Below are 20,088 nucleotides of genomic sequence, written 5' to 3'. Positions count from 1 at the left end.
CCCACCCCGCTCCCTTGGCCAAAGGTCGGCCAGAACCCGCCAAGGGGCGTTTAGGCCTCTCGATGCCCGCTACATCAACATCATCCCGGGTGACCTCGCCACCCAACGGTTGACGACCGCGCGCAACGCCCCCGTACCGCGCCCCACATCCACCCGACCGGACGACGGACAAATCGCCCCCGATTGACACCACTTGAGGCTGGGAGCAAGAGCGCTCCCAGAGGGCTCCCCGTTCGCTCCCACCGCAAACACGACAAAGGCCGCTTCCGTTACTCACGGAAACGGCCTTCGACCTGCGGTTTCGCAAGTCGGGACGACAGGATTTGAACCTGCGACCCCTTGACCCCCAGCTCAAGTGCGTCTGAGCGGCGTGCTCCAGGTCGTTCTTCGAGGTCAGTTTCAAGCGTACTCCGCCGAGTAAAGGAGTCTGTGCACATGGGCTTCTCTCGCACCGCCATTGAGGCCGTCCCGCTTCCTACATGCCTTCGGCAGATCTCTTCGATCCCCGCGGACCACGTCGCCTGCGTCGTTACGGTCCGCCCGAACGTCGCGCGCGTCGCAATAGGTACACGGTCTTCCGCCAGAGACATCCGCTCTCGTCGTATGTCTGGCGAGCTTCCCCTTTGGTTGGCGGGGCGGGCGGCCTGGCGACCGTAGCGTAGTAGGCGCACGTTGCTCTCCTCCGGAGTGCTTCCGCTTGCGCAAGCTGACACCTCAAAAGGCCGGGATTCGACGCTGTCTTGGACACGCCGCAGTCAAGAGTCTTCACGAGTTGCCATTGGTTGGCTTCGCTCACGTCCAGCAGCAACGTTTGTACGCCGGTTTGGCCGGCAGTTTGAACTGCGCGCGCGGCTCGCCTCGCCATTTTCCCGATCCGAGCCGCAGGTCCGGGCGCTGGAGTACATGGCCGGGCTGATCGCGCCCCTGGAGCGAAAGATCGCCTGGTCGCTGACGGAACGTGCCGGTGAGGCGCACCCGATCAGCCCGCCGCTGAGTCTGGCACGGGCGGCATCGCTTGCTCCGATTCGGCTTCGGCGATGGCCAGTTCGCGCAGGCGCGGCAGGTTCTCCTCGGTTACGGGCTCAGGCGTACCGTTTCTGTTGTCGTCACAGGTGAGTCTTGCCACGGCACGCGGCGTGGGTCCATCGCATATCCGTTGCGGGCGAGGCCGTTGGGCTGATCCGTGCCCGGGCGTTGTCGTACCCCTGTGCTGTCCTTGCCCTGTCGCAGTGGCCTCGAGGCGAGGGAGCACACCAGTGAACCGTGAGCAGTGGCGTCCGTTCCTCCAGCGGTGGAGCGAGGAGTGGATCGACAGCCATGACCCTGAGAAGGACGGCGAGTTGGACGAGGCGGTAGTGCGTGACCGCTGGCTCGGCTTCGCCCAGGCCAGCGAGGAGGAGATCGCGGCGGCCGAGGCCCGACTGGGCCGCACCCTGCCGCCGTCGCTGCGCGAATTCCTGGCGGTTACCAACGGGTGGCGGGACGCGGGCTGTTTCATCTACCGGCTGGCTGGAACGGCCGAGCTGGAGTGGCTGGCCGATTCCGACCGGTCGTACCTGATCGAGATCTATGACGAACTCGCGCAGGGCAACGCAGGGAGCGAGGAGGAACAGCAGGACGCTGACGTGATCAACGAGGCCGAGGTGCTGAGGCGTTCTCTGCTTGTCTCGCTCGACGGTGACGCGGCGGATGTCTTCCTTGACCCCGGAGAGGTAAATGGGCGCGGGGAGTGGACCGCTTACTGGCTCGCTTCATGGTCCGGGTGCGGGCTGGAGCCTTTCGACTCCTTCTACGAGTTGATGTACCACCAGTACAAGTCGTTCCATGCTTTGCGGAAACCGGCAGGGGAGACCAAGGACCGCTGGGACGCCAAGGTGGAAGAGGCCCCGCCCTCAAAGGCGAGATCGAGGGGCCGTTGGAGGTGTTGGCCGAGGCAGAGGAATTCGGCAACGAGCGGGCTCTGCTTCTGCGGTTCCAGATGCTGGCCATGCTCGGCGGCGGCGAGCACGAGGCCAAGATCAGCCATGTCGTGAACTACGCGCACCATCCCGGCATCCTGCAACACCCCCTGTTCTTGTCAGAGTTGTTGCCTCTTGTCTTCGAGGAGGACCGCACTCGCGATCTGCCACACGGATGGTCGACGCTGCAATTCTCCAAGGAGAACGGCCCGGAATGGCTGCAGTCACTCATCGCCGACCATGAAGCCCGCCGCGCCGCTCCCGACTTCCAACTCTCCTTCGGTAAACCGGAATTCGACGCCGCCGTCCACCACTTCGTGGACCGGCTGACCGCTGACCCCGCGTTCCAGGTCCGGGACCCGCATGAGGAGCAGCGACGGAACACGACCCACGAAGAGGTGTGGGTGGACGGCCAGCTCGCCGTTCGCGTGGAGATGCCACCCCTGACCGCCTCTGCGGTTTTCATCAGCGAGGAATCGGAAGACGGTATGCCCGCCGACTTCGAAGTGCCCGACCCGTTCGGCGACTACGATCGGGCACGGGAGCGTCAGCGGCGGCTCATTGACGCGGCCTGGCCCGAGCTGAAGGAGGCGATTCGGCTATGGCGCCCGCTGCATGACGACCACATAGTTCCCGTGGTGCTGTTCGCCGACCCCGTACTCGCCGAGATGATCACCGAGGAGCGGGGGCGGGAAATCCTTTCAATGTGTCGGGCTGGAGACTGATGCCAGTCGCGTCGCCTCCGCACCACCCCTGAAGCGCTGGCCGAACCCGCACGGGGCCGCTTACGGGTGCATCAGCGGCCCCAACCGAGTGAGGGCTACTACTGCGCGATGCTCCAGCGCGCCCGGGACGCGAAAGTGCCGTTCGCGTGGTGCGATCTGGAACCGGCAGCAGCTGTCCAACCAACTTCGGTTCTTGCTGCGCGAGTACTATCCCGCCGCCCTGGCGGCCTCCGCCACCTGGGCTAACGACCTGTGCCGCCCCGAAGCCCGCGAACCCCTCAAATCCGCCCCGATCCCGACCAAGGCCGGCTCGGCTGACGCGCATGCAGATCGCTACCGTGCTCAAGCGCGCTGGTCGCAAGCGCCGCATCGACCACGATGAACATCGACCTCACCGACCACTCGGACAGCGATGCCCCAACGGTGTCGGCGCGCCTCAACCAAGGCTCACCCCTGCGAGCACGGTCCACGCCGATCAACGATCCGGACTGGATCGCCCAACTGAACATACGCCGCCACGACCGGGTAGGCGGAACTCTCCACGAGTACCGACATGCAGCTTGACCAGCGTGGATGTACTTTCCGGCACCCACACCGTTGCCAGCCCCTTGATTCACGAGCTCGGGAACAGGGGCCCGCCCGCCAACAGGCCACCGTCGACAATCAGGACGTGCCCGGTGACATAGCTCGCCTTGTCGGAACCCAGGTACTGGACGGCCTCGGCGATCTCCTCCGGGGTGCCCGCCCGATGCATGGGCAGCACCGAATCGACCGCATCACGCGCCGTGTCGTCGCCGGTGAACCGCTCGTACATAGCGGTCCGGGTGTAGCCGGGCGCGACCGCGTTGACCCGGATACCGTGAGCGGCGCCTTCGAGTGCGGCCGCCTTCGTGATGCCGACGACGGCATGCTTGCTCCCGACGTACAAGGCCGCCCCGGGGTAACCCATCAGGCCGTAGCCGGAGCTGACGTTGACGATGCTGCCGCCGCCCTGTTCTCTCATAACACGGAACTCATGCTTCAGGCACAGCAGCGTTCCCTTGACGTTGGTATCGAAAGTGGCCTGGTACTGCTCTTCGGTCACCTCGGTGACAGGGCCGGGTGTTCCCTCGGTACCGGCATTGTTGAACGCGACATCGATCCGCCCGAACCGCTCGACCGCACGGTCGACAAGGTCCTTCACCTCGGCGTCGAAGCGGACATCGGCACGCACGAACTCGGCCGAAGCCCCATGGCCGGACAGCTCCCTGGCGAGCTGCTCCCCCACGTCCTCGTGACGGCCGGAGACCACAAGGTTCACGCCCTGACGGGCGTAAGCGAAGGCGGTGGCGCGGCCGATACCGGTGAGCGCACCCGTGATGAGAACGACCAGATCAGACACGTCGAGGGTCCTCCCTGCAACCACACAAGTGAGCCACGGGCAAGCGGTCCGAAACCCGTACGGACACCAGGTTCCTCATCGGGCAGGACGTATCCCTGTCACCGCACACCGAGGGTGCCCAGACGGACGACAGCCGCATCGGACCTGACCGCGGCATCCATCAAACGGCGACACCTGATGGTCCGTATGGCTCACAGCAACACATCATCTCGGGATCGGCCCGGTCGACTCGGCGGCCTCAAGCTGCGATAGGCCCCGGGCTCCGTTTAACTCGTGCAAAGGGCGCGGATCTTCCGCGTTCAGCAGGTATTCGCCTGCGTCCGCCGTCCGCAAGGGGTTTCCATGGCTCAGGTTTCCACCGTCGCTGTGCTCGGAGCGGGCGCACTTGGCACCGCGATGGCGACGCGACTCGGAGACACCGGACACGAGGTGCGGTTGTGGAACCGCACGGAGGGCAGGGCCCGCGTGGCGGCCGAGCACGCGGCTGGGGTCACGGCCGTTGTGGCGCTCGGCGATGCGGTCTCGGGTGCGTCCGTCGTCATCACGGTGCTGCGTGACGGCGAAGCGGTGGCGGAGGTCATGTCAGATGCCATCGGTCGGCTCGACAGCGACGCCGTCTGGGTGCAGGCGAGCACGGTGGGGCCACGGCACGCCAGCGCCCTGGCTGATATGGCTCGTGATCACGGTGTCGCCTACCTCGACGCGCCGGTGTCGGGAAGCACCGCTCCCGCTCGGGAGGGCAAGCTCGTCTGGCTGGTCGCCGGTCCCGAGGACGTCCTCGCGTGGGTGCGTCCTGTGCTCGACGATCTCGGTTCGTCCGTGCTCCACGTCGGGAGGGGGGTCGAGGGCAGTGCCGTCAAGCTCGCCGTCAATGCCTGGATGGCCGCATCCACGGTCGCCATGAGCGACGTTCTTTCCCTGTGCGACACACTCGGCGTCGACCACGCCACGTTCGTCCGGGTGCTTGAGGCGGGCCCGCTCGCCATGCCTTACGAGTTGCAGAAGGTGAGCCTCATGGACAACGCCTCATACGCACCCGGCTTCGCGGTGCGACTCGCCCTCAAGGACATCGAACTGGCCGCGGCATCCGCCACCCTCAGCCCCCTCCTCCAAACCGTCCGAGACCGCCTGGCAGCTACCGCCGCAGCCGGTCATGACAGCGACGACCTCGCCGCCGTCGACTTCCTGAGGCGGCCTCCGACCTGACCCGTCTGCGGGCCGTGGCTCCAATCCCGACCGCAGGCGGGTCACCACCGCGTGCTGGGGCGGAGGGCGCCTGGCAGATGTGCTGAGCGAGGCCGGACTGCGAGCGGAAGCGGCCCACATCGCCTGCATTGGCGCCGACGTCTCACAGACCGCTGACCCGCCACAGCCCTTCGGCGCCTCCATCCCGACGACGAAGGCCACCTCCGGCGAGGTGCTCCTGGCCTGGGCCATGAACGACCAGGCCCGGCCCACCGCGCACGGAGCCCCGCTGCGCGTGGTGCTCCGGGGCTGGATCGGCGCCCGCAGCGTCAAATGGTTCCAACGCCTCACCGCACAGGCCGAAGCAACCGACAACCACTTCCAAACCGAGTACAGCATCTTGCCGCCCGAAGGCGACCCCCACAAGGCCGCACCAAGCGATGGCATCACCTCTCGGCCCGCTCGGCATCCACCGCGCCATCCTGCGGCCCGACAAGGGCGCCCAGCTCCCGTCCGGCCCGACCGAGGTGACCGGCTCCGCCCTCGAGGGAGGAGACCGAACCGTGGCACGCGTGGACGTATCCCCGACGGCGGCAGCACCTGGGTCCATGCCGATCTGGACGAACCCGAAAATCCCTGGACGTGGCAGCACTGGCACGCCGCACTCATCATGCCGCCGGGCGGCGCGCAGCTGATCGCCCGCGCCTGGGACGACACCGCGGCCGTACCACCCGAATCACCGGCGACCGTCTGGAACCCCCGAGGCTACGCCAACAACTCCTGGGCCCGCCCGCACGTCATCGTCCGCCCCTGACCGGGCACTTCGGCCTTCTAGCCACTGAGGCTCGCCGCGCGGCACACGACCGATTTCGCGCACAAGGCCGTAAGAAGGATGTCCACGTCCGCACCGGGAGGCGGCCTTCGTCTCGCTGGATGAGTACGCAGCGGCATCCATCGCTCCGTTCGAGAGGCGCAGGCGAGTACTGGACGGACTACTTGACGTCTGTGCGGAGGTCTGGGTGGTGGTCGGCGCGAGATGAAGGCATCGCTGCTGGCTACTCGGCCACTGCACGGTCGTCTTGACGGAGCACTGGGGATCCGGGCCCGCGCCTGGACACTTCGGGCCGGTGGGCGGTCCATGACGGCTTCAACAGAGGCATGACGAAGTGGGGCCAAATAGGACTCGTTCGGGATGCGCCGCACGAGGCGGTGGAAGAGGATTGAACCATGGCGATCAGGCTGGGCCTCGGGCTGCCGCAGAACAATCGGTACGATCTGGCGCGCGATCCCGCACGGGTGGCGCGCGCGGCCGAGCAGATCGGTTACGAGAGCCTGTGGGTGTTCGAACGATTGCTCGTCCCGGAGCGGCCGCACCAGGGGCTGTACGGGATCCCCGGGCGAGCTTGGCCGGACGCCTACCGTTCGGTGGCCCATCCGCTGGTGGTGCTCTCGCTCGCCGCCGCGGTGACCGAACGGGCTCGGCTGGGGAGCAGCGTACTGATCGCTCCGTTGCACGTGCCGGTCCAACTCGCCCGCGCCCTCGCCACGTTGGATGCGGTGAGCGGTGGCCGGGTGGTGGCCGGGTTCGGGACGGGCTGGTCGCTGGACGAATACGCGGCGGCATCCATCGCTCCGTTCGAGGAACGCGGGGCGGTGATGGACGAACTCCTGGACGTCTGCGCCGCGGTGTGGGGTCCGGACCCGGTGTCGTACCGTGGCGCTCACACGGTGATCGACGAGGCGGAGGTCGGGCCGAAGCCCGCCCGCCCCATCCCCGTCTATCTGGCGGCGACCGGCGGAAGAGCGCTGGACCGCGTGGCGCGCCGCGCCGACGGCTGGATGCCGACGGGCATCTCAGCGGCTGACCTGGCAACGCAGTGGCGGACGGTGAAGGAGCTGGCCGCCTCGCACGGCCGCGGCGCTGAGGCGCTGACCCTGTGCGTCAGAGGCAACGTACAGCTCACCGGCTCCCCGATCAGCGATGCCGAGCGCCAGCCGTTCACCGGCACAGTCGAGCAGATCGTGGAAGACGTGGCCGCTCATGCCGCCGTCGGAGCCGAAGAGGTGCTGCTCGACCTCCAGTGGAACATCGGCGATGCCGACGAACTCCTCGACCTGGCAGTCCGGATCCACACGGAAGTCCGTGACGCGGCCGTTTGATTGACACAGGATTGTGTCGATGGACCTGCTGACCGCGGCTCGCATTGGTCACCCTCACCTGGCCCAATCCGTCGTGTCACGGAGTTGGCCACCGATGCACACGGAGCACTCCCACTGGACCGGGTCTTGCGTGGTTGACCTGCCAGACACGGCCCCACGGACCCTGGCCTGGAGCCCATGAACAGCAGGCAACCGCCCTGACTGCGCTGGCTCAACGTGACTCACCGGGCGTCACGTACCGCCATGACGTGCTGTGATGGGTTGGTGGCTGGGAACGATGTTGAGGACGGCCATCATGCCCTTGTCCTCGTGATTGAGCAGGTGGCAGTGGAGAACCGTCTTTCCCACGAAGTCGGTGAAACGGGTGCGGATGACCGCGCTGCCGCGCACCGGGATGTTGAACGTCTCGTACCAGGCGTGTCCGCGGGGCGCGGGGGCACCATTGATGCTCATCACCCGGAGGTGGTTGGTGTGCAGGTGGAAGGAGTGCTCCTCGTCCGTGTCGTTGCGAACGGTCCACTCCTCGACAGTGTTGAGGTGGGAGGTGAAGTCCACCCGGTTCGGGTCGAACTGCTTGCCGTTGATGTAGAACTCGGTGCCCGCGGCGTTCTCCGTATAGACCACGGTGTGCCGCGCGGTGATCCTGGCGTGCCCCTTGAGCGCGATGACGTGCTCGGTGATGTGGCGCAGTGACGTCGGCAGATACGTACTCAGCCCGTCGACGACGACGCCCGACTCGCCTCCGGCCACCTGCGGGGCGGATCGCTGGTCCTCGTGCGAGTGGTACCAGTACGTGCCGGGTGGCGGGGGGGCGGGAGGCGGTACGAGTACCTGTAGGTCTGGCCCGGCTTGATGGTGATGAAGATGTTGTCGGCGGGACTGCGCGGGGACGCATGGAGCCCGTGGACGTACAGGTTGGTGCCCTCGCCTGTCCGGTTGGTCATGGCCAGGTCCAGCCGGTCGCCGGGTCTCAGGCGCAGGGTAGGCGGCAGGTAGGAGCCGTTGCAGGTGGGCGCGAACAATCTGCGGGAACCTACCTGGGCCTTCCGCCGCTCCACGACGATCCCTGCGGTGAAAACACCGTGACGGCTGGCCAGCTCTGGGGGATCGTGCAGCGGTTGCCCAACGTGCGCGGAGGAGAACGGATCCGCCGCGCTCCGCGGCGCCCACCATGACGGCGCCTTGGCGGGGGCGCCCCAACGGCAAAGGCGACCAATGACAAAGGAATGGCCAACACGATCACGTGCCGGGCCGCGACCGATCGACGACGTGCTATGCCGTCCTCCATTGGGGTATCGAGCCGCTGGCCATGGCCTTGGACGCGGCGCCCCCGGGGGCTTACCAACTGCCGACGCAGCCAAACACCGCCATCACACCGCGCCCCGCTGGACGCGCATTCCCTGATCGGCCATTCCGGTCCACGCCATGTGAATGCGGTCATGAGGACACGGCCACCCCATAGGGACTGGTGCCGACCGTGATGGTTGCGGTGACCTTGAGGCTTCTGGGGTCGATGACCGTCAGTGTGCCCGCTCCCTGCTCCGTGACGTAGACCGCGCGGGAGGTGACCGCCAGGTTGAACGGGTCGGTGCCCGGAGGGCCAACGGTGACGGTGGCCGAGACGCGGTGGCTTCGGGTATCGATGACGGATACCTTGCCTGGTCCAAGAGCAGCGGCGTAGGCGCGCGAGCCGTCCGGAGCCAGCGCCACGGCGAAAGGCCCTTCGCCGACCGGCACGGTGGCCGCACTCGACCGGGAACCCAGCCCGACCACCGACACGCTCGCCGCCGTCTCATCGGCCACGTATACCGACCCGCCGTCCGGTGCGACGGCGACACCCGCCGGAGAGCGACCGGCCGGCAGGCTCCGGGTGACTCGATGCGTGCGGGTGTCGATCACCGAGACATTGCGCGACCCAAGGTTCGCGACGTAGACCGCGGCACCGTCACCGCTGACGGCCACGCTCACCGGGGATACGCCGACCGGGACAGTCGCGGTCACACGGTTGGCTCGGGTGTCGACTACGGAGACGCTGTTCGAGCCGCCGTTCGCCACGTACAGCCGGGTTCCGTCCGGGCTTAGTCGGACGCCGGTGGGTTTGGTTCCGACCGCTACGGTGGCCACGATCCGGCCGGTCCTGGTGTCGAGCACCGAGACCGCAGCCGATCCGTTGTCGGCGACGTACGCGCGCCTGCCATCGGGGGTGACCGCGATGCCTTCCGGCGCCGTGCCCACGGGGACGGTCGTGAGGACCTTGTTTGTCGCGGCATCGATCACGGAGACGGTGTTGTCGAGTTGGTTGGTGACGTACACCCGGCCCCCGGTGCCCGCGAGCGGGGCGGCGGAGGACGATGGGGACGACACCGGGATGAGCCAGGCGGCGAGGAGACCGGCGGCGATCAGCAGTCCCGCGCCCACGGCCAGCGCCCGTCGGAGTGCCTTCCCGTGCCGACGGCCGTCGTTGGGGGTTCGGATTCCCCGGGGAAAACGCATCTCGGCTCCTGGATACTGGTGGAACGTCGGTGTGTCGCCCGGGCGCCGTCTCGCGACGGCCGGTGGGCAGCAGTCAGGTCAGCAGCGTGCGGGCAAGATGGTCCCGGTGGTCTCGCACTCCCGGAAGCGCGAAGAAGTAGCCTCCGCCGCGCGGAGTGATGTACGGCACCAACGCCTCGGCTTCCAACCGGGTCTGCATGGCGATGTACGTGTTGAGTTCGCGTTGGAAGCAGCAGAACACGTGCCCCAGATCCGGGCGGCCGTCCATGTCGGGACTGCGCTCGTAGTCGTAGCTGCGGCGCAGGATGGAACTGGTCGACGCAGTTTGCGGGGTCTGCGGATTGGCCAATCGGACATGGCAGTTCAGCGGGGTGATCAGGCCCTGCGGGTCATTGGTGTAGATGGGATCGAAGGTGTCCGGTGCGTCGTCGGAGACGGCGTACAAGGGGGCGCCGCTGATCTTGCGACGGCCGAAGATCCGCTCTTGTTGGGCGACCGGCACTTTCTGCCATGCCTCGAGGAAGAAGTGGACGATGCGCACCGCCTGATAGGTGCCGCCCGCCGCCCATGCGGGTTCAGCGGTGTTCGGCTGTACCCAGACCAACTTGTCCATTTGGGCGGTGTTGGTGGTGTCGGGGTTTGTGATGCCGTCCTTGAAACCGAACCAGTCGCGGGGGATGCCGGTGGGACGCGGCGGATTGCGCTGACAGTGGAAGCGCCAGCGCAACTTCATCAAGCCCTTGGTGTGGGAGAGGATGTCGAGCATCGCGTGCACCGTGGTGTCGCGGTGTCCGGCGCACACCTGCAGTAGCAGGTCACCCTGAGAGATGGTGGGGTCCAGGTCGTCGTGAAGGAACGGCGTCATGGTCTTGAGCTGGACGGGTTTGCGTGCGTGCAGCCCGTAACGCTCATCGAAGAGGGTCGCGCCGACGGCGACAGTGATGGTGAGATCGTCCCGTACGACACCAGGGCCCAGGATGCCGTTGTCCGCTGGCGGTGCGTCCGGCGCGTTCGGTTCGGTCCTGCCCGAGGTGAGCAGGCGGATTCGCGCGGTCAGGATGCGGAACAGTTCGATGAGTTCCGCGCGGTTCGAGGCGGTCACCTCGAAGGCGGAGAATGCGCCGACCGTCTGGGGCGGAGTGGCGATGCCCGCCTGGTGGTAGCCGTGAAACGGAATCAGCTTCCCGGTCGTCCGATCCCCGCCGCCCGCACTCTGGGCGACGGCCGAATCACCGCCGATCAGGTTCCCGCCCGCGGCTCCGACAAGCCCGGCGGCCGTACCCTGAAGCACCGACCGCCGGGCGAAGAGCCCCACCGGGCACCCTCCGCCGCCCCACCCGTCCGCCAAGGCCGAACCCTTCCCCTCGCTCATGCTCTCCCTCTCGCAACGACCCGCGGATAACCGTTGGTCAAATGCGAACACGCAGGGCGTTCACACGCATCCTGACGGCGGCCATGCGTGCCCCGGGGGCCGGAGCCTGACTGTGTCCAGCGGTAGTCGGAATCGGACCGGCGCGTAGCGCTCCGAAATTCCTTCACTGCTGCCGGGCTGGGCGTTGTTCGTGGTCCGGGCATGATCCGTCATCGTGATCGTAAGGATGATCTATCTGCTCACCACGCGTACCTTCACGGTGACTCACTACGCTACGCCGATCTTGTGGTTGCCGAGAAGTCCATCCATGCGAGTCAGCGGATGGACTGCGCCGTCTCGCCACCGGCGGTCGGGGTCGCCGGGCATGACGATCATCCATGCTGCTGCGACTGACGTCCCTGAGTGTGGCCGACGCGTTCGCGATGCTGCGGCTGCTGGCGATGAGCGACCACGACAGGGAAGTGGAAATCCTCGCGAAGACGAACGCCTTCGCGGCACGCTGGCTCGGCACCGTCCGCCGCGAGTGCACCGACCGGATCCTCGTCCTCAACGAGGGCCACCTGCGCACTGTGCCGGACACCTACACTGACCACTACAACCGGCACCGCCCCCATCAATCCCTCCAGCAACGACCTCCCCACACCGTGCAGACCAGCCAGACGGCACCCGTCATCCCATTGGAAGGCCGCATCCCCCGCACACAACTGCTCGGCAGCCTCATCAACGAGTACCACCAAGCAGCCTAACTGCACCCAGACAAACGACCTGGTCAACAGTGCGCGTGCCGATAAATCATCCGGGCAGGTGGGCGCCTTGATCGTTGATCACTGCGTCTTGCCAGGTATGGCTGCGTGATCGCGGTCTTCACGTGGGCAGGGGCGGGCAGCACCATGATTCGTTGCCGACTCAACCGACCCGGCGGCGTCTTACATGAGTATCAGCATGCCGCGTGACCTGCACAGATGATTAATCGGCACCCGCAGTGTTCGACGTCCTATGGTCCGCTCGACCAACTGAGGGAACGGCGGGAATCGACCCGGGAAGCCCTCCGTTCGGCAGTGGCTGCAGACGTGATGATCACGGCACAGCCCACCACCCGGAGGAACACCCGATGAGCGACACCACAGTCCCCCTTAAGCAGCGAGTCGGCCGGTACGGCGCCTGGAGCGTCGAACTGCGCTCGGAGGACCCGGCCCGGCGCGGCGAACTGGACGAGGCCGCGGCCGAACTGGAGGAACTTGGGTACGGCGCCGTCTGGCTCGGCAACAACAGCACCGCCGACCACGCCGCCCCGCTGATCGGGGCGACGCGCCGCATCGTCGTCGGCACCAGCGTCCTGAACATCTGGCAGCAGGAGGCCGCCACGACCGCGGCCGCCTTCTCCGAGGTGGAATCGGCGTACTCCGGCCGCTACCTGGTGGGTCTCGGAGTGAGCCACGGCCCGCTGGTGAAGGACTACAGCCGCCCGTACGCGGCGATGACCGGCTACCTCGACGAGCTGGACGAGGCCGGCGTCGCCGCCGACAGCAGGGTGCTGGCCGCGCTGGGCCCGAAGATGCTGAAGCTGTCCGGCGAGCGGGCGGCCGGCGCCATCCCCTACCTGGTCACGCCCGAACACACCGCCCAGGCCCGCGAGATCCTCGGTCAGGGCCCGCTGCTCGCCCCGGAGCTGAAGGTGGTCCTGGAGACCGACCCAGCCCGGGCCCGCGCCCTGGCCCGCGACGCCCTCGCCATGTACCTCACCCTGCCGAACTACACCAACAACTTCCTGCGGCACGGTTTCACCGAGGCCGACCTGACCGAGGGCGGCAGCGACCGCCTGATCGACGCGGTCTTCGCCTGGGGCGATGAGGACCGCATCCGCGACCGCATCGACACCTTCCACCAGGCAGGCGGGGACCACGTGGCCCTCCAGGTGGTCACCGGCACCCACAGGGACAAGCTCCCGAGGGAGGAATGGCGCAGGCTCGCTTCTCTCTTGGGATAACGGCCTCGGGGAACACCGGAACCGTGGTCATCCTCGCCGAGGGCAAAACGGTCGAGCTCCCGACCTGACTCACTTCGGGGCCTACGAGCCTTGCTCTGCGAGTGTGACCTTCCGGCCCGCGCACGCCGCCTCTCGAATCCGCTCCAGCATGCGGTGTCGCCGGACGGCGTGCCGGAAGTCGGGAACACCGTCCTCATCCGGCGCAAGATTCCCGGTGATCTGGTCGCGCAGAAGCGCGTACGCGTGGGCGACGTTGCAGGCGGGCTCGGCGGATCGCTCGGTCCATTGCGTCAGCGACCGCTGATAGCGGGCGGGAACCGGAAGTTCGGTCAACGCGCGGTCCTTTCCCCGGGCGCCGTACAGCTGCAGCCGCCCCTGGAACCACAGCGCCTGGTCGGCCTTGACGACGAGATCGCCGTCCGTGCCGTTGATCTCCCAGTGAAACGCGGCGGCGCGGGACGTCCCACCACGGATGTGCATTGCGGCTACGGCCCCCGACTCCAGCACACCGATGACGGCGATCTGGTCCTCTGCAGTCTTGGCCGCGACCGCCCCGCTCGTGACGTGGACGACCTCCGGGCGCAGGTTTTCGATGAGAGCCGACACCTCGTGGAACTCCCCGAGCACCATGGCCAGCGCGTCGACCGAGTGCCCAAAGGGGATCGATAGCAGCGTGCCGCCGCTGGTGACGTCCAGCACGTACGCATAGTGGTCGTCGTAGGTGGCGCCGCCGATCCAGCCCGACCCGAGCATGCTGGTCGACAGCACCCGCCCCACGTAGCCGTCGGCGACCAGGTCCCGCAGGTACCGAAGCGGCGGAGCCGACCGGGCCTGCAGGCCGACGGCCGTGAGCACACCCCTGCGGTGTGCGAGGTCGGCCAATTCCTCGGCCTGCGCGAGGTCGGCACCCAACGGCCATTCGCTGAACACCATCTTCCCTGCTTCGAGCGCGGGTCGGATGAGTTCCAGGTGATGCGGAACCTTCACCGTCACCACCACGAGATCGACTTCCTCACTGCGGGCCAGTTCCTCCGCGCCGCCGTAGGCCAGCGGCACCCCATACTTCTCGCCGGCCGCACGCGCGGATTCTGCGCTGCTGGCGCTCAGCGCCCGCAACTCGTATCCATCGAGCCCGGCCAGTGCCGGCAGATGGGCGGTGGCCGCCCACCCGCCGCTCGCGCTCAGACCTACGACACCGACGCGGATCGGCTCCCGATGAGGGGAAGTGGACGTCATGTGCACCCCAGCGTTCGCGGTCGCCTGCTCTCTCATCTCAAAACGGCCCATAGCTATGGAGGACACGGGCTGAGCAATACGGTCAGCTCCATGTCGATTGGCTTGCCGTTCGTTATAGCGGCACCTCACTCGGCGAGTTCGCTCCGCCGCGCCCTGCCCTGTGGCTCGTCGGCGCTCCGAACCGGCTGAGGTACAACCGAACGAACGACCGGCGCTGCTCTACTTTGCATCCTGGGGCAGGGACAGGAGACCGGGGGCCTACATGCACCGGCACGCGATCGCCTGCTTCGCCACCGTCAGCGAGATCTGGCTACCGTCTACCAGCGCGACCGCGACTGAGCAGCTCCGTTCCGCGTGCCCGCCTCGGTTCCATCGCCGCGGCGAGGCGGTTTGCGTCTACGGCGACGGAGCCAGCTCGATGGGAAGGTGCCGGGGGCCACGCAGCACGGCGCTGTTCCGGTAGGGAGGAGGGTCTTCGACCAGGGTTGCGGTGGTGAGATGAGGCAGAAGCGCTCCCAGGGCGATCTGGGCTTCGACCCGGGCGAGGGGCGCGCCGTAGCAGATGTGGACGCCGCTGCCGAAGCCGAGGTGCTGGTTGTCCCGGCGGGTAGGGTCGAACCGGTCGGGGTCGCGGAACCGCTTGGGGTCACGATTGCCCGAGGCCAGTACGAGCACCACGGGTACGCCCTTGGGGATGGTGGTGCCGGCGACGTCGACGTGGGTGAGGGGAATACGCTCCAGCAAGTGGACGGGGGGCTCGTAGCGCAGCAGTTCCTCCACTGCGCCGGGAAGCAGGTCGGGTTCACGGCGCAGGCGCTCCAACTGGTCGGGATGGCGCAGCAGGGTGAGGACGCCGTTGGTGATCAGATTGACCGTGGTCTCGTGTCCGGCGACGAGCAGCAGCACTGCGGTGGCCGCCAGTTCCTCGCGGGTGAGCCCTCCGGTCGGGTCCGGGTCGTTGACGAACGCGGACAGCATGTCGTCACCCGGGTGGCCGCGGCGCTGCTCGGCGAGGTCCACCAGGTAGCGGCCCATCTGCGCCCGGGCCTGGTTGCCGGCCCGTTGGCTCGTGCCGAGGTTCTCACCGGGCCGGATGTCGCTGGAGTCGATGATGGCGTTGGACCACTCGCGGAAGGTCGGCTCGTCTTCGCGCGGAACACCAAGGAGTCGGCAGATGACGGAGACGGGCAGGGGATAGGCGAAGTCGTCGACGACGTCGACTCGCGTACGGCCCTGGAGCGACTCGATCAGTTCGTCGGTGATCCGGGTGATCTCGTCTCGCATCGCGTCGATCCGGCCCGGACTGTGCGGGGGCCCGAACGGCCGTGTGGCCAGGCTGCGCAGCCTGCGGTGTTCGGGGTCATCGAGCCGGATGAAAGGGCGGGGCTCTTCCTCATCCGCGGGCAAGCCGCTGTAGGCGCCGGCGCGGTTGCGGCGGTCCGAGCTGAGCCGTGGGTTGTGGAACAGGGCGACAATGTCGTAGTACCCGCCGACCAGGTAGCTGCCGTCCGTCTGCCGCGCCACGCCCGCCTCGCGGAGTTCCGCGTACAGCGGGTACGGGTCGGGGCGGTTGGCGTAGTCGGTGATCCGCTCCAGCAGGGTGTCGACAGCCATCGACGGGCTCCTCGTGACAGGGAAGAACGGAAGGGTCAGCCGGCGGGCCGGACCACGGTCAGCCGGCGGTCCGGCAGGTGACCGGTCAGCGCGACGGTGGGGCCGTGGGACAGCCCCCTTGGATCCGGCACGTCGGAGGGAAGCGCGAATTCGGTCACCAGCGGATGGCCGTCGGCCGCGCCGGGCGCGGGCGGGAACGGGGCGGCGGCCTCGATCAGGCCCTGGTAGTACTCCAGCCACTTGGCCATGTTGACGGTGACGGCGGCAGTGATGCGGCCCCGGTAGCCGTAGACCGCCACCAGATGGCGTTCACTGAGCGAGCCCTGGGCAATGACCACCTGGTCGGAGTAGGTAGGGACACCCACGGACTTGATGTTGACCCCGAACTGACTCGACCAGAAGACCGGAACCGCGAGGTGGGGACGCCGCGGCGGCCCGGAACTGATCATGTTGTGGGCCGCCACCTCGGCCTGCGCGACCGCGTTGCCCCAGTGCTCCAAGGAGAGCATCTGGTAGTCGAAGAGCGGGTGGGGGAAGCGGGAGACGTCACCTGCCACGAAGACGTCGTCGGTGACGATCCCGTACATGTCGAAGGCGCGGCACCCCGCATCACAGGCGACCCCGTGCGGGCCCGCCGCCAGCCCGGAATCCGCCAGCCACTCGACGTTGCGGACCGCACCCATGGCGATGACGCACACGTCCGCGTCGATGTGACTGCCGTCGGAGAGATCGGCTCCGGTGAACCGCCCGCCGTCGTTCCCGCACAGCGCGGTGACCGTCACTCCGCAGCGCAGGTCCACGCCGTGGGCCCGCTGCAGGCCAGCCGCGAGCCTCGCCAGCGTGCCGCCGAGGGCGCCCACCAGCGGTGCGGTACCACGTTCTGCGACCGTGACCTCGATGCCCCGCTCCCGGCAGGCCGAGGCGATCTCCGAACCGGTGAAGCCAGCGCCGATGACCAGCACCCGGCGCGGCCCGGCGGCCAGCCGCTCGGCCAGGCACCCGGCGTCCTCACGCGTGCGCAGGGTGAAGACTCCGTCCAGGGCAGCCTGCTCCGGTTGGGGCCACGGGCGCGCCCGGGTTCCGGTGGCGATCAGCAGCCGGTCGTAGGGCAGGGACTCGCCGTCGGCCAACAGGACCTGACGGCCGACCAGGTCGAGCCCCGTGGCACGCACTCCGAGCCGCCAGTCGGCGTCCGGGTCGCGGCGCATCGGCAGCCCGGTGGTGTCCGCCGCCGACATGCCGAGCAAAACCTGCTTGGACAGCGGCGGCCTGTCATAGGGCGGATGGGGCTCGTCCCCGACCACGGTCAGCGAGCCGGTGAAACCCTCCTCGCGTAGCTTCTCGGCAGCCCGCAACCCGGCCAGCGACGCGCCGACGATGACGATGGGGCCCTCCCGAAGGTCACCGGGCACGGGCGCTCACCGCCTCACCCACGGGGATCGCCTGGACCGGGCACGCCGCAGCAGCCTGGCGCACGCGCTCCAGCTGCTCGTCCGGGACTTCCTGGCGGTACAGCAGCGCTTCCTCGCCATGCAGCTCGAACATCTCCGGTGCGAGAAACACGCACTGCGCGTACGCCTGGCAGCGGGTGAGGTCCACGACGAGCCGCATCCCAAGCCTCTCCCTCCGCCGCCTTGAGCTCACCGTCTCTTTCTAGGCTTTCAATGCGCCAGGCGCTCGCCCGGCTACTCCGTCGGGACCAGATCCAGCGGGCAACGGCGTTCGAGAACGCGCAGGTGGGCCGGAACGAGGCTGCGATCGGGCACCAGGAACGGAGGCGCCGTGAAAGAGATCCCTACATTGTTCTGCGGGAGGTGGTGAGCCCCTGACGGTGGCGCAGACTTCCGGGTACCCGGCCGGCGAGCGTGACGGCCCCGCCCGGGCGCCTGGCCACGTTCACCGCACCCACTCGTACTCGTCGTCCGTGTCCCATCCAGCGTCGCGGTCACCGGACGCCGCGCACATCGTCCATGGCCATCATGCTGCCGATCTGGCTCGCCGCCGCCCGGTCCCGCGGAGGACGAAGGCCAGGGCGCCGACTGACCGGACAACTGCCTGGCCTGCCCAGAACCCTACCTCGGGCTTCGCGCGAACGGTCCCGTCCGCCTCGCGCGGGCGGGCCACCTGGGGTGTGCTGGGCCGTAGTCAAGAGACCAGACCACGTGAGGCCACGGAGGACCTGATGCGGTATCCGCTGTGCAGGGCGCGTCGGCTGGCTGTTGCGCTGACTTTCGCCGTCACCGCTCTGGTGAGCGGGTGCACCGGCGGCCAGGCAGCGTCGCAGCCACCGTCATCCTCCCCGTCGCCCGCCCCGTCGTTCCCCGCAGGTGCCCCCCTGCGGGATCCGGAGCAGGTGGTCAGCCGCAACGGCGTTTTGCGGGTGGACCTCGTCGTGGAGAGAAAGCAGGTGGACGTGGCCGGTCGCAAGCTGTGGGCCCTCACCTACAACGGCCGGTACGTACCGCCCACCCTGCGGATCCGGCCCCGGGACACGCTCTATTTGACGATGACGAACAGGCTGAGCCAGGACACCAATCTGCACGTCCACGGACTTCATGTCTCACCGTCCGGCGACTCCGACAACATCTTCATCCACATCCATCCCGGAGAGACCCACCACTACGTCTACCGGTTTCCCGACACCCTGCGAGCCGGCACCTACTGGTACCACTCACACGCGGACCCCATCTCCGCACCACAGGTCGCCGGGGGCCTCTCGGGCGTCATCATCGTCGATGGCCTCCAGCAGTACCTGCCCGTGAACCTGCGGAACATCACCGAACACGTCATCGCCCTCAAGGACTTCCAGCTCCAAGGCGACGCGGTCAAGACCCAGGGCCTGCACATCAGCGCACCCACCAACCGCACGGTCAACGGTCAGCTCAATCCCACCATCCGCATCCGGCCGGGCGAGACCCAGTTGTGGCGGCTCGCCAACGTCAGCGCCAACATCTACTACAACGTCCACCTCCAGGGACAGCAGTTCCACGTGGTCGCCCACGACGGCGCTCCGTCCGACCGCATCTGGACGGCTGACTCCCTCCTCCTTGCGGCCGGCACCCGCTTCGATGTGCTCGTACAGGGCGGTCCGCCCGGCCGGACCCAACTCCAGACACTCGCTTACAACACCGGGCCGGGCGGCAACTCCTTCCCGCAGGCAACCTTGGCCACCCTGGACTCCCAGGGACCCTCGGCCCGGCCAGCGCCGCTGCCTACCTCGTCCTTCGCCCCGAGACTGGACTTCAGCCACGCGCCGATCGCCGCGCGGCGCACCATCGTGTTCTCCGAGAACGCCGATGGGAGCAAGTACTACATCAACGGCAAGCAGTTCGACCCGAACCGGGTCGACATCCGGCCCAAGCTGAACACGATCGAGGAATGGACCGTACGCAACGACAGCAACGAGGAACACTCCTTCCACACCCACGTCAACAAGTTCCAGTTGATGAGCATCAACGGCCGTCCCCACCAAGGCCACGGCCTCCAGGACACCGCGAGCGTCCCCGTCAAAGGACAGATCGTCGTCCGGATCCGCTTCAACACCTACACCGGCAAGAGTGTCCTGCACTGCCACATCCTCAACCACGAGGACGCAGGCATGATGGCGGTGATGGAGATCGTCAAGTGACCTGCTCCAGGGCTTTGGGCTACGCCCTTCCCGGCGGAGCGACCTTGGGGCGTCCGGCCGCGAGCACTCAACGACTCCCTCGACCGTTGGCGCTACGCATGCAGCGCTGGCTGCTCGTGGGACATTTTCCTCGGGCAGGCCGTCTGGGCTCGTGCTCGTAGGGCAGAGCTACCTGCTCGCCACACGGGTCATGGCGCCGAACTCAACAGCCGCCCACACGAAACGCTCGGCTGGGCAACCCCAACCGAGCGCCTTGCTGAGCTCCTGGCCACAGCCGGTGGATCACATGCGTTGCCACGCCTGGAACCCGCCGCTGAGGCAGGGGCATCACCCCAGCGCACCAGAACGC

General features: G+C 67.7%; 17 protein-coding genes and 1 pseudogene. 9 read left to right on the top strand and 9 right to left on the bottom strand.

Translation table 11 applies throughout. From position 1 onward, the window contains the following. Positions 1-1,256 precede the first annotated feature (1,256 nt). Positions 1,257-2,033 carry an SMI1/KNR4 family protein gene (locus tag NON19_RS17895; RefSeq protein ID WP_255929262.1) on the top strand — a complete coding sequence of 259 codons (777 nt, stop codon included), beginning with the start codon at positions 1,257-1,259 and terminating at the stop codon, positions 2,031-2,033. Further along, positions 1,979-2,683 carry a hypothetical protein gene (locus tag NON19_RS17890; protein ID WP_255929260.1) on the top strand — a complete coding sequence of 235 codons (705 nt, stop codon included), beginning with the start codon at positions 1,979-1,981 and terminating at the stop codon, positions 2,681-2,683. The genes NON19_RS17895 and NON19_RS17890 overlap by 55 nt, the downstream gene beginning before the upstream one ends. A 613-nt stretch (positions 2,684-3,296) precedes the next feature. Here NON19_RS17890 and NON19_RS17885 read toward each other — a convergent pair. Beyond that, positions 3,297-4,064, bottom strand: a complete 768-nt coding sequence (locus NON19_RS17885; protein ID WP_255929258.1) for an SDR family NAD(P)-dependent oxidoreductase — start codon at positions 4,062-4,064, stop codon at positions 3,297-3,299. Between the two features lie 342 nt (positions 4,065-4,406). Here NON19_RS17885 and NON19_RS17880 point away from each other — a divergent pair, with 342 nt between their 5' ends. From NON19_RS17880 to NON19_RS17865, 4 genes and pseudogenes are all read left to right on the top strand, one after another. Next, positions 4,407-5,270, top strand: a complete 864-nt coding sequence (locus NON19_RS17880; protein WP_255929257.1) for an NAD(P)-dependent oxidoreductase — start codon at positions 4,407-4,409, stop codon at positions 5,268-5,270. Positions 5,271-5,310: 40 nt separating this feature from the next. Beyond that, positions 5,311-5,616: pseudogene (locus tag NON19_RS33715) on the top strand (molybdopterin-dependent oxidoreductase); the annotation flags it as partial. Between the two features lie 33 nt (positions 5,617-5,649). Next, positions 5,650-6,063, top strand: coding sequence for a molybdopterin-binding protein (locus tag NON19_RS17875; protein WP_372514176.1), 414 nt, complete (start codon positions 5,650-5,652; stop codon positions 6,061-6,063). 413 nt (positions 6,064-6,476) lie between these two features. Further along, positions 6,477-7,409, top strand: coding sequence for an LLM class F420-dependent oxidoreductase (locus NON19_RS17865; protein WP_255929256.1), 933 nt, complete (start codon positions 6,477-6,479; stop codon positions 7,407-7,409). A 231-nt stretch (positions 7,410-7,640) separates the two neighbouring features. Here the strand turns inward: NON19_RS17865 and NON19_RS17860 are convergent, their stop codons facing one another. The 4 genes from NON19_RS17860 to NON19_RS17845 all read right to left on the bottom strand — a co-directional run bounded on the left by NON19_RS17860 (position 7,641) and on the right by NON19_RS17845 (position 11,274). Next, positions 7,641-8,159 (bottom strand): multicopper oxidase domain-containing protein, encoded by a 519-nt coding sequence (locus tag NON19_RS17860; RefSeq protein ID WP_255929254.1) that lies wholly within the window; start codon positions 8,157-8,159, stop codon positions 7,641-7,643. After that, positions 8,120-8,467: a multicopper oxidase domain-containing protein gene (locus NON19_RS17855; protein WP_255929253.1), complete on the bottom strand. Its 348-nt coding sequence runs from the start codon at positions 8,465-8,467 to the stop codon at positions 8,120-8,122. The genes NON19_RS17860 and NON19_RS17855 overlap by 40 nt, the downstream gene beginning before the upstream one ends. Before the next feature lie 379 nt (positions 8,468-8,846). Further along, the gene (locus NON19_RS17850; protein ID WP_255929252.1) at positions 8,847-9,902 is read right to left on the bottom strand and encodes a YVTN family beta-propeller repeat protein; all 1,056 of its coding nucleotides are present in this window, start codon (positions 9,900-9,902) and stop codon (positions 8,847-8,849) included. Between the two features lie 73 nt (positions 9,903-9,975). Beyond that, positions 9,976-11,274, bottom strand: a complete 1,299-nt coding sequence (locus NON19_RS17845) for a Dyp-type peroxidase (RefSeq protein WP_255929251.1) — start codon at positions 11,272-11,274, stop codon at positions 9,976-9,978. Positions 11,275-11,651: 377 nt separating this feature from the next. Here NON19_RS17845 and NON19_RS17840 point away from each other — a divergent pair, with 377 nt between their 5' ends. Both NON19_RS17840 and NON19_RS17835 read left to right on the top strand, forming a co-directional pair. Continuing rightward, positions 11,652-12,020, top strand: a complete 369-nt coding sequence (locus tag NON19_RS17840) for an integrase core domain-containing protein (RefSeq protein ID WP_255929250.1) — start codon at positions 11,652-11,654, stop codon at positions 12,018-12,020. Positions 12,021-12,385: 365 nt separating this feature from the next. After that, positions 12,386-13,261: an LLM class F420-dependent oxidoreductase gene (locus NON19_RS17835; RefSeq protein WP_255929248.1), complete on the top strand. Its 876-nt coding sequence runs from the start codon at positions 12,386-12,388 to the stop codon at positions 13,259-13,261. Between the two features lie 81 nt (positions 13,262-13,342). On the opposite strand, the gene NON19_RS17830 is transcribed toward NON19_RS17835, so the two are convergent. From NON19_RS17830 to NON19_RS17815, 4 genes are all read right to left on the bottom strand, one after another. Beyond that, positions 13,343-14,548, bottom strand: a complete 1,206-nt coding sequence (locus NON19_RS17830; RefSeq protein ID WP_308213704.1) for a Gfo/Idh/MocA family oxidoreductase — start codon at positions 14,546-14,548, stop codon at positions 13,343-13,345. Positions 14,549-14,893: 345 nt separating this feature from the next. Beyond that, positions 14,894-16,111 (bottom strand): cytochrome P450, encoded by a 1,218-nt coding sequence (locus NON19_RS17825; protein WP_255929247.1) that lies wholly within the window; start codon positions 16,109-16,111, stop codon positions 14,894-14,896. 35 nt (positions 16,112-16,146) lie between these two features. Next, positions 16,147-17,523, bottom strand: coding sequence for an NAD(P)/FAD-dependent oxidoreductase (locus NON19_RS17820; RefSeq protein ID WP_255929246.1), 1,377 nt, complete (start codon positions 17,521-17,523; stop codon positions 16,147-16,149). Beyond that, on the bottom strand, positions 17,513-17,722 hold the full coding sequence (locus NON19_RS17815) for a ferredoxin (RefSeq protein ID WP_255929244.1): 210 nt from the start codon (positions 17,720-17,722) through the stop codon (positions 17,513-17,515). The genes NON19_RS17820 and NON19_RS17815 overlap by 11 nt, the downstream gene beginning before the upstream one ends. A 781-nt stretch (positions 17,723-18,503) precedes the next feature. On the opposite strand from NON19_RS17815, the gene NON19_RS17810 reads away from it, so the two are divergent. After that, positions 18,504-19,739: a multicopper oxidase family protein gene (locus tag NON19_RS17810; RefSeq protein ID WP_255929242.1), complete on the top strand. Its 1,236-nt coding sequence runs from the start codon at positions 18,504-18,506 to the stop codon at positions 19,737-19,739. Positions 19,740-20,088: the final 349 nt, after the last annotated feature.

It is taken from the genome of Streptantibioticus rubrisoli (genome assembly GCF_024436055.1).
Classification (GTDB): domain Bacteria; phylum Actinomycetota; class Actinomycetes; order Streptomycetales; family Streptomycetaceae; genus Streptantibioticus_A; species Streptantibioticus_A rubrisoli.
Note: the sequence above shows the minus strand (reverse complement) of the source record. Positions and strands in the feature narration are given on the sequence as shown.

Excerpts from the sequence above, each read along its gene's own strand:
- NON19_RS17835 (WP_255929248.1), top strand. The coding sequence starts at position 12,386 with ATGAGCGACACCACAGTCCCCCTTAAGCAGCGAGTCGGCCGGTACGGC.
- NON19_RS17880 (WP_255929257.1), top strand. The coding sequence starts at position 4,407 with ATGGCTCAGGTTTCCACCGTCGCTGTGCTCGGAGCGGGCGCACTTGGC.
- NON19_RS17845 (WP_255929251.1), bottom strand. The coding sequence starts at position 11,274 with ATGAGCGAGGGGAAGGGTTCGGCCTTGGCGGACGGGTGGGGCGGCGGA.
- NON19_RS17840 (WP_255929250.1), top strand. The coding sequence starts at position 11,652 with ATGCTGCTGCGACTGACGTCCCTGAGTGTGGCCGACGCGTTCGCGATG.
- NON19_RS17830 (WP_308213704.1), bottom strand. The coding sequence starts at position 14,548 with ATGGGCCGTTTTGAGATGAGAGAGCAGGCGACCGCGAACGCTGGGGTG.
- NON19_RS17825 (WP_255929247.1), bottom strand. The coding sequence starts at position 16,111 with ATGGCTGTCGACACCCTGCTGGAGCGGATCACCGACTACGCCAACCGC.
- NON19_RS17850 (WP_255929252.1), bottom strand. The coding sequence starts at position 9,902 with ATGCGTTTTCCCCGGGGAATCCGAACCCCCAACGACGGCCGTCGGCAC.
- NON19_RS17815 (WP_255929244.1), bottom strand. The coding sequence starts at position 17,722 with ATGCGGCTCGTCGTGGACCTCACCCGCTGCCAGGCGTACGCGCAGTGC.
- NON19_RS17890 (WP_255929260.1), top strand. The coding sequence starts at position 1,979 with ATGCTGGCCATGCTCGGCGGCGGCGAGCACGAGGCCAAGATCAGCCAT.
- NON19_RS17865 (WP_255929256.1), top strand. The coding sequence starts at position 6,477 with ATGGCGATCAGGCTGGGCCTCGGGCTGCCGCAGAACAATCGGTACGAT.